Origin of the sequence: Comamonas sp. NyZ500, from assembly GCF_016772095.1 — a bacterium.
GTDB lineage: Bacteria > Pseudomonadota > Gammaproteobacteria > Burkholderiales > Burkholderiaceae_C > Comamonas > Comamonas thiooxydans.
On sequence record NZ_JAEIJE010000025.1, the window covers coordinates 44,128 to 52,807 of the forward strand.

Sequence of the window (8,680 nt, forward strand, 5' to 3'; positions counted from 1 at the left end):
TTTGCTGCGGGGCGGCCCTTGCTTGGCATCTCTGGCTTGGTCTGTTCCCGAGCAATGAAAAATGCCCGCGTAGAGCGGGCATTTGCTTTTATCGGGGCTTATTTCAGCGCTTGCAGCAGCTTGGCGTGGATGCCGCCAAAGCCGCCGTTGCTCATGCAGACGATATGGTCACCGGGGCGGACGACGGCGCTGATCTGCGCTATCAGGGTCTCGATATCACCTGCTACCTGAGCGCGCTGGCCGGGGCCTACGCCCATGGATTCCAGGGCTTCGGCGGCATCCCAGTCGAGGCCTGCGGTGTGGCAGAAGACCAGATCGGCGCTTTCCAGCGACCAGGGCAACTGGCTCTTCATGGTGCCCAGCTTCATGGTGTTGCTGCGAGGCTCGAACACTGCCAGGATGCGGGCCTCTGCCCCGAGCTTGCGGCGCAGGCCGTCCAGGGTGGTGCGGATGGCTGTGGGGTGGTGGGCGAAGTCGTCATAGACCTCGATGCCGTTGACCGTGCCGCGCAGTTCCATGCGACGCTTGACGTTCTGAAAGCGCGACAGGGCTTCGCAAGCCACCTCGGCACTAACGCCCAGATGGTCGGCGGCAGCGATGGCGGCCAGTGCATTGAGCTGGTTGTGCACGCCGGTCAGGCTCCAGCGCAGTTGCGCCACCTTTTTGCCGCGGTGCAGCACGGCAAAGTCGCTGGGATCGCCATCGGCGCTGAAATCGCTGACAGCCGAGCCGAAGCTCCGCACTTCGCTCCAGCAGCCCTGGGCCAGTACGCGGGTCAGGCTCTCTTCCAGGCCGTTGCTCACCACACGACCGGTCGACGGTACGGTGCGTATCAGGTGGTGGAACTGGCGCTCGATGGCTGCCAGATCGTCAAAGATGTCGGCGTGATCGAATTCCAGGTTGTTGAGCACGGCCGTGCGGGGGCGGTAGTGCACAAACTTGCTGCGCTTGTCGAAGAAGGCGGTGTCGTACTCATCGGCCTCGATCACAAACACGGGTTCGTCACCGACGGGGCCAGGACCAGCGGCGGGGCGCTGGGCCGCACCGAGGCGGGCGGAGACGCCAAAGTCCAGTGGTACGCCGCCGACCAGGAAACCGGGTTGCAGACCTGCGCACTCAAGCACCCAGGTCAGCATGGATGTGGTGGTGGTCTTGCCGTGGGTGCCGGCCACGGCCAGCACATGGCGACCGCGCAGCACATGCTCGGCCAGCCATTGCGGGCCGCTGGTATAGGCGGCGCCGGTGTCCAGAATCGCCTCCATCAGCGGGAATTTGGGCGACCCGTCGGGCAGACGTTTGCGGCTGACGACGTTGCCGACCACATACATATCGGGCTTGAGCGCAATCTGGTCGGCGCCATAGCCCTCGATCAGCTCGATGCCCAACTGGCGCAGCTGATCGCTCATCGGCGGGTAAACACCGGAATCGCAGCCCGTCACCCTGTGACCGGCTTCTCGTGCCAAGGCGGCCAGGCCCCCCATGAAGGTGCCGCAAATGCCCAGAATATGTATGTGCATGGCCGGGGATTCTACGTTTGCCTGCATGACCTGGAGGCAAGCCATGGCCCGCCTGAGCGCTGACGGTAACCTTTCTTATCAAATTGATAGCTGGTTGCGCATGACCTATATGGATTTAAATGTGTTTTTACTTTCGGTTCGATACAAAGCGGTCGCTAGCAGCTATCAAAACCTTGGTCTGTACGGGCCAGGTCAAAGTGCGGTCATTCATCTGGGTCACAATGCGAGCATGACCTGCCGCGCCTGCTGCGGCGGGCGTGATGAAATAGCGCTATGAGTTTGGATAACGTGACTGCTGAAATCGCTCAGACAGCGGCCCGCCTGGTGGTGGAGGAAGGCCTCGAATGGGGTCCGGCCAAGCAACGGGCCGTGCGTCAGCTCGGCCTGCCCGGCCGCACGGCGCTGCCCGACAACGACCAGCTTGAAGAAGCGGTGCGTGAATATATAGAGCTGTTCTGCGGCGACACCCAGCCGCAGGAGTTGCAGGCACTGCGCGAGCTGGCCCTGGTCTGGATGGACAGGCTGCAGGAGTTTCGCCCGCATCTGGCCGGAGCAGTCTGGCGCGGCACGGCCACGCGGCTGTCGGATATCTATCTGCAACTGTTCTGCGATGATCCCAAGTCTGCCGAAATAGCGCTCATCAACAACCATGTGCAATACGATCCGAGCACGGTCACAGGCTTTCAGGGCAAGCCGGTCGAGGCACTTTCCATTCATGCACTGTGCAAGCCGATCAATGAAACCGTGGGCGTGCATCTGCTGGTCTACGACCATGATGATATGCGCGGTGCCATGAAGTCCGACAGCCATGGCCGCAGCCCGCGTGGTGATGCCAAGGCCTTGCGCAAGCTGCTGCAGGAGAGCTGCGATGAGTGAAAACACCTCTGAGAACAAGTCGACCAATGGCTCGCGCCGTCTGTGGCTGACCGCCGCAGTGGCCGCAGTGGCGGCCGGGGGCGGCGCCGGCGTGGCCTGGTGGCGCAGCCAGCCTCAGGCCATGGGCCCTGGCATCGAGGCGCAACTGTGGGGTCAGACCTTTGAAACGCCCGATGGCAAGCCTTTTGTCATGGCAGGCTTCCAGGGGCGGCCCTTGCTGGTCAACTTCTGGGCCACCTGGTGCCCGCCCTGTGTCAAGGAGCTGCCCATGCTCAGCGAATTTGCGGCGCAGCAGGGTGCAAAAGGTATTCAGGTCGTTGGTCTCGCGGTCGACAAATCCGAAGCCGTGCTGCGTTTTTTGCAGCGTCAGCCTGTGCAATTTCCCGTAGCCATCGCCATGCAAGGGGGATTGGGACTGAGCAGAAGTCTGGGTAACTTGCAGGGAGGCCTGCCATTCACGGTTCTGTTTGATGCCAAGGGGCAAGTGCGGCAACGTAAAATAGGCGAGCTTTCCAGCGAAGATCTGACAGATTGGAGCAAATAGAGCGAATGAACATTGCTCTTGTCGTCAGAAAAGTGTAGGTAACTAAATTCCATGGCGACGTTAGTGAAAAATATCTGCCAATGCACGCAGAAGGCCGAATTTGAGGTAAATTCGCGCCCTGTTTAGAAATACGTCGCTGGAGCTCCCATGGATTTGCGAAAACTCAAGACCCTTATTGATCTGGTGTCCGAATCGAATGTGTCGGAACTGGAGATCACCGAAGCAGAGGGCAAGGTCCGTATCGTCAAGAGCGAAGGTGTGGTTCACCAATACGTTGCTGCCCCCGTGCAAGCCGCTCCTGTGATGGCTGCCCCCTTGGCGGCAGCTCCCGTTGCCGCTGCCCCCGTGGCGGCCGCAGCACCTGCTGCTGCTGAAGGCCATGTGGTCAAGTCGCCCATGGTCGGTACCTTCTACCGTGCCTCCAGCCCCGGCGCCAAGCCCTTTGTGGATGTGGGAAGCCAGGTCAAGGAAGGCGAAACCATCTGCATCGTTGAAGCCATGAAGATCCTCAACGAAATCGAAGCCGACAAGACCGGCACCATTGTTCGCGTTCTGGGTGAAAACGGCCAGGCTGTGGAATACGGCCAGCCTCTGTTCGTGATCGAGTGATAGATCATGAGGCGTTGCGTGCAGTTCGCATGGCAGCGCCGAGGTGCGCTAGCCACTGGCTGCGCGACTGAGTCATTGGCAGTAGTCTGTGCCGCGGCACAGGCACCAAGCTGCGAGGAACTTCATGTTTAAGAAAATTTTGGTTGCCAATCGGGGCGAGATCGCCCTGCGCATCCAGCGCGCTTGCCGTGAGCTGGGTATCAAGGCGGTGATGGTGTACTCCGAAGCCGATCGTGATGCCAAGTACGTCAAGCTGGCCGATGAGGCCGTCTGTATCGGCCCGGCTCCTTCTCCGCTGTCCTACCTCAATATGCCGGCCATCATCTCGGCTGCCGAGGTGACCGATGCAGAAGCCATCCATCCCGGTTACGGTTTCCTGTCCGAGAACGCCGACTTTGCCGAGCGAGTGGAAAAGAGCGGCTTCACCTTTATCGGCCCGACTCCCGAGAACATCCGTACCATGGGTGACAAGGTTTCGGCCAAGCAAGCCATGATCAAGGCCGGTGTGCCTTGCGTGCCCGGATCGGACGGCGAACTGCCCGATGATCCCGCGCTCATCAAGCGCATTGCAAAGACCATCGGCTATCCCGTGATCATCAAGGCCTCGGGCGGCGGCGGCGGTCGCGGCATGCGTGTGGTGCACACCGAAGCTGCGCTGATCAATGCCGTGCAGATGACCAAGGCCGAAGCCGGCGCTGCTTTCGGCAATCCTGCCGTCTACATGGAAAAGTACCTGCAGAATCCGCGTCACGTGGAGATCCAGGTGCTGGCCGATACGCACAAGAACGCCGTGTATCTGGGCGAGCGCGATTGCTCCATGCAGCGTCGCCACCAGAAGGTGATCGAGGAGGCTCCGGCTCCCGGCATTCCCCGTCGTCTGATCGAGAAGATCGGCGAGCGCTGCGCTGCGGCCTGCAAGAAGATCGGCTATCGCGGTGCGGGTACTTTCGAGTTCCTGTACGAGAACGGCGAGTTCTACTTCATCGAGATGAACACCCGCGTGCAGGTGGAGCACCCCATCACCGAGCTGATCACGGGCATCGACATCGTGCGCACCCAGATCATGATCGCTGCCGGCGAGAAGCTGCCTTTCACCCAGCGCCAGGTCGAGTTCAAGGGGCACGCCATCGAGTGCCGTGTGAACGCCGAAGATCCGTACAAGTTCATCCCTTCGCCCGGCCGCATCTCCATGTGGCATGCTCCCGGCGGTCCTGGCGTACGTGTTGACACCCATGTGTACAACAATTACTTCGTGCCGCCCAACTACGACTCCATGATCGGCAAGATCATTGCCTATGGCGATACTCGCGAGCAGGCCATGGCCCGCATGCGCACGGCCTTGCTGGAGACCGTGGTGGAAGGCATCAAAACCAATATTCCGCTGCACCAGGATCTGATGGTCGACTCCAAGTTCATGGAAGGCGGCACCAACATCCACTATCTGGAAGAGTGGCTGACGCATCGCACGCCCAACAAGCGATGAGATCAGGAGCCTTGCTGCTCTGAGTTCCCATGCTGGCCTCTGGCAACGGAGGCCAGCATTTTCGTTTTTCAGGAAAGTACAAGTGCGTTCTCTCCATCAGGGCTGACCTGGCATGGAGACGCAGTTGCTAGAAAGGATGGCCATGTTCGAGCTGAGCCTGCTGTGCCCCGAAGATCGGGTCGAAACCATTAGCGAAGCGCTGGATGCACTCGATGCATTGAGCGTGTCCGTAGAAGATGCCGATGCGCAGACCGAAGCCGAGCAGGCACTGTTCGGCGAGCCTGGCATGCCGGCACCGAAGGAAGGCTGGAACCGCAGCCGCGTGATCGCCCTCTATCCCGACGAAGCCGCAGCCACCGAGGCGCGTGATCTGCTGCTGCCGCAGGACTTTTTTGAGGGCTGCAAGATTCTGGCCCTCAAGCCCGTGCCCGAGCAGGACTGGGTGCGCCTGACGCAGTCGCAGTTCGAGCCCGTGGATATCACGCCCGAGTTCTGGATCGTGCCCACCTGGCATGAACTGCCCGAGCAGGCCAAGGTCAGCATCCGTCTGGACCCTGGTCTGGCTTTCGGTACCGGCACCCACCCCACTACTCGCATGTGTCTGCGCTGGATTGCACGCCAGCCCAAGGGTACCCTGGGACGCACGCTGGACTATGGCTGTGGCTCGGGCATTTTGGCCATTGGTGCAGCCAAGTTCGGCGCGACCGATGTGGATGCGGTGGACATCGATCCCGCGGCCGTGGAATCGACCAACTACAACACCAGTGCCAACCATGTGGAAGTCAGGGCCGGCCTGCCAGATGCGGCTGGCGGCGAGTACCAGACCGTGCTGGCCAATATTCTGGCTACGCCGCTCAAGGTGCTGGCGCCGCTGCTGTGCGGTCGTGTGCAAGCTGGCGGCAATCTGGTGTTGGCGGGCATTCTGGAACGCCAGGCCGACGAGCTGAAGGAGGCCTATGCGCCTTATCTCAAGCTGGAGGTGGCCGACAGCGAAGACGGCTGGATTCTCATGACTGCACAGCGAGCAGCCTGATTGCGACGCAAACCCGCAGCCAGCAGGTGTGCGGGTTGTTGCTGCCTACAATTGAACCCTGATGAGCCAAGTCACCCGTTGCCCCTCCTGTGGAACCCGCTTCAAAGTGGTCGCCGACCAACTGCGCATCTCGCAGGGCTGGGTGCGCTGCGGGATGTGCCAAAGCGTCTTTGATGCCTCGCAGGAGTTGCAGTCCGTGCCCGACGAGCTGCTGCAGCCGGAAGCTGCTGATGCGCCGCAGAGGCCTGCCGTGCAGGAGGTGCAGCAGACGGAAGCCGGAGAACAGCGGACGCCGGTTTGGCCTCAGCAGGATGCCGCGGATGCTCCCGCCCCCGATACGCAGAAGGCTGAGGCCTTGCAGGAGCTGGCATCGGACTCGGTAGACGCGGCACCGACTGTTGCCCAGGTCGCAGAAGTCGCACCGGCAGCAGAGTCTGCCGATGTGGTTTCCGAATCCGAGCCGTCCGGGTCCATGCCCGGGATGGCGGATGCACAGCCCTCGTTTGCAGATCAGGCGCGCCCTCTGACTGAAGAGGATGCAGCGGCTGCTCAGCATGATCCTCATCTGGATGCGAGCGAGCCGGAGTATGGGCTGGAGTCTGGTGATATTCCCGCTCCCACCGAGCCGGAGCTGCTTGTACCGCCGCCGCCGAGCGAGGTCCTGATGGCCGAGGCCGCGCAGGACCTCAAGGATGAGGCCCAGGCCGAAGCTGTCTCGAAGGAGGCGCTGCTGCATGCCGATATCGGCGCTATACAACCCGCCAGGGACCAGGCGCAGGCTGTCACGGATGCGGATCAGGATGAGGCCGCTGCCATTGCCGGCAATGAACCTGGCTTTGTGCGTCAGGCCCGCCGGCAGGCGTTCTGGCACTCGGCAGGCATGCGTGTGGCGCTGGTGCTGGGCTCGCTGGTAGCCGTAGCCGGTGTCGTGGGGCAATATGCCTGGCTGCAACGCGATGTGCTGGCTGCGCAATATCCGGCGCTGGCCCCTGTGCTGACCAAGGCCTGCAGTCTGGCGGGTTGCGAGCTGCAGGCCCGCCGCGCGATTGCCGATGTGGTGATCAGTGGCTCGGGCTTCAAGCAACTTGCCGATGACCATCAGTACCAGTGGAGCCTGACATTGGAGAACCGCTCCGATGTGCCAGTGGCCATGCCCATGGCCGAGCTGACCTTGACCGATGCACAGGACAGGCCTTTGCTGCGCCGTGTGATCGACCTGAGGCTGCTGGGTGCCCCGGAGCCGCTGCATGCCCGTCAGGAGTGGAGCGTGAACGTTCCTGTGCAGGTGCAGGATCTCGGCGCTGCAGTGGCGGGTTACCGGGCGCTGGTTTTTTATCCCTAATTCATTTCTGAAAGAGAACGCACCATGGCCGCTTTGATCTGCGGGTCGCTGGCATTCGACAACATCATGACCTTTGAAGGTCGTTTCGTAGACCAGATTCTTCCCGACCAGCTGCACATACTGAATGTATCGTTTCTGGTGCCCACGCTGCGCCGCGACTTTGGTGGCTGTGCCGGCAATATTGCCTATAGCCTGAAGCTGCTCGGCGGCGATGCGCACCCCATGGCCATGGTGGGCAGCGACGGTGCGGATTATGTGCAGCGCTTCAAGGAACTGGGCATTGAGACCCGTCATGTGGGTCAGCTGCAGAGCACGCATACGGCGCAGTGCATGATCATGACCGACCATGACAACAACCAGATCACGGCTTTCCACCCAGGCGCCATGATGCAGGCGCACGAGAATCGCATCACTGCCGACATGGCTGCCGATATCAAGATCGGCATTATTGCTCCCGATGGCCGTCAAGCCATGATCGAGCACGCCGCCCAGTTCAAGGCTGCAGGCATTCCCTTTGTGTTCGATCCCGGCCAGGGCCTGCCCATGTTCAATGGCGACGAGCTCAAGGCTTTTATCGAGCAGGCCGACTGGGTGGCAGTGAACGACTATGAAGGCAAGATGCTCAGCGAGCGCACGGGCCTGAACTTTGACGAGATCTCGCACAAGGTGCGCGGCCTGGTTGTGACCCTGGGCGCCGAAGGCTGCGAAGTCTGGCAGCAGGGTGAAAAGACATTGGTTGCTCCGGTGAAGCCCGCTGCCGTGGTCGATCCCACGGGTTGCGGCGATGCCTGGCGCGGTGCCTTCCTGTTTGGTCTGGAGCGTGGTTGGGACCTGGTGCGTTGCGCCGAACTGGGAAATCGCATGGGGGCGCTCAAGGTTGCACATCGCGGCCCGCAGAACTATCAGCTGGACTTCCAGCCCTGATTGGGTGTCCGTGCCCTGAGGGCACTGATATCAGGCATGTAAAAAAGCCCGACTCTCGCAAGAGAGGCCGGGCTTTTTTATGGCGTGCAGGTCAGCGAACCGATCAGGGCTTGTTACCTGTGGGGAAGGGCCAGGCGGCTTGAGGTGCCAGGCGGGTCTGTGCCACGGGTGCAGCGGTTTCGGTTACTGCGGCAGGAGCGGGTGCTGCTGCAGCCTTCTTGGGAGCTGCGGCCTTGGCAGCAGTTGCAGCCTTCTTGGGGGCAGCCTTTGCGGGAGCAGCGGCCTTGGCAGCGGTTGCAGCCTTCTTGGGAGCAGCGGCCTTGGCAGCAGTTGCAGCCTTCTTGGGGGCAGC

The 8,680-nt window shown here is 61.5% G+C and carries 9 protein-coding genes and 1 pseudogene; 8 read left to right on the forward strand and 2 right to left on the reverse strand.

From position 1 onward, the window contains the following. Positions 1-98: 98 nt before the first annotated feature. Positions 99-1,517 carry a UDP-N-acetylmuramate:L-alanyl-gamma-D-glutamyl-meso-diaminopimelate ligase gene (gene mpl / locus JAO85_RS23190; RefSeq protein WP_039050230.1) on the reverse strand — a complete coding sequence of 473 codons (1,419 nt, stop codon included), beginning with the start codon at positions 1,515-1,517 and terminating at the stop codon, positions 99-101. Between the two features lie 43 nt (positions 1,518-1,560). Here mpl and JAO85_RS23195 point away from each other — a divergent pair, with 43 nt between their 5' ends. From JAO85_RS23195 to JAO85_RS23230, 8 genes are all read left to right on the forward strand, one after another. Then, positions 1,561-1,794: a hypothetical protein gene (locus JAO85_RS23195; protein WP_164091265.1), complete on the forward strand. Its 234-nt coding sequence runs from the start codon at positions 1,561-1,563 to the stop codon at positions 1,792-1,794. After that, the gene (locus JAO85_RS23200) at positions 1,791-2,393 is read left to right on the forward strand and encodes a hypothetical protein (protein ID WP_202789135.1); all 603 of its coding nucleotides are present in this window, start codon (positions 1,791-1,793) and stop codon (positions 2,391-2,393) included. Before JAO85_RS23195 ends, JAO85_RS23200 begins: the two co-directional genes overlap by 4 nt. Next, positions 2,386-2,937, forward strand: coding sequence for a TlpA disulfide reductase family protein (locus tag JAO85_RS23205; protein ID WP_087865533.1), 552 nt, complete (start codon positions 2,386-2,388; stop codon positions 2,935-2,937). The genes JAO85_RS23200 and JAO85_RS23205 overlap by 8 nt, the downstream gene beginning before the upstream one ends. 147 nt (positions 2,938-3,084) lie before the next feature. After that, complete coding sequence (gene accB / locus JAO85_RS23210) at positions 3,085-3,546, forward strand: acetyl-CoA carboxylase biotin carboxyl carrier protein (protein ID WP_003068934.1); 462 nt, start codon at positions 3,085-3,087, stop codon at positions 3,544-3,546. A 124-nt stretch (positions 3,547-3,670) separates the two neighbouring features. Then, the gene (accC, locus tag JAO85_RS23215) at positions 3,671-5,029 is read left to right on the forward strand and encodes an acetyl-CoA carboxylase biotin carboxylase subunit (RefSeq protein ID WP_003068932.1); all 1,359 of its coding nucleotides are present in this window, start codon (positions 3,671-3,673) and stop codon (positions 5,027-5,029) included. Positions 5,030-5,171: 142 nt separating this feature from the next. After that, a complete protein-coding gene (gene prmA / locus JAO85_RS23220; RefSeq protein WP_003068930.1) occupies positions 5,172-6,062 on the forward strand; it encodes a 50S ribosomal protein L11 methyltransferase in 891 nt (296 codons plus the stop codon). A 61-nt stretch (positions 6,063-6,123) separates the two neighbouring features. Then, complete coding sequence (locus tag JAO85_RS23225) at positions 6,124-7,404, forward strand: zinc-ribbon and DUF3426 domain-containing protein (protein WP_202789136.1); 1,281 nt, start codon at positions 6,124-6,126, stop codon at positions 7,402-7,404. 24 nt (positions 7,405-7,428) lie between these two features. After that, a complete protein-coding gene (locus JAO85_RS23230) occupies positions 7,429-8,328 on the forward strand; it encodes a carbohydrate kinase family protein (protein ID WP_046460600.1) in 900 nt (299 codons plus the stop codon). Between the two features lie 103 nt (positions 8,329-8,431). Here JAO85_RS23230 and JAO85_RS23235 read toward each other — a convergent pair. Further along, positions 8,432-8,680, reverse strand: a pseudogene (locus JAO85_RS23235) (hypothetical protein); the annotation flags it as partial.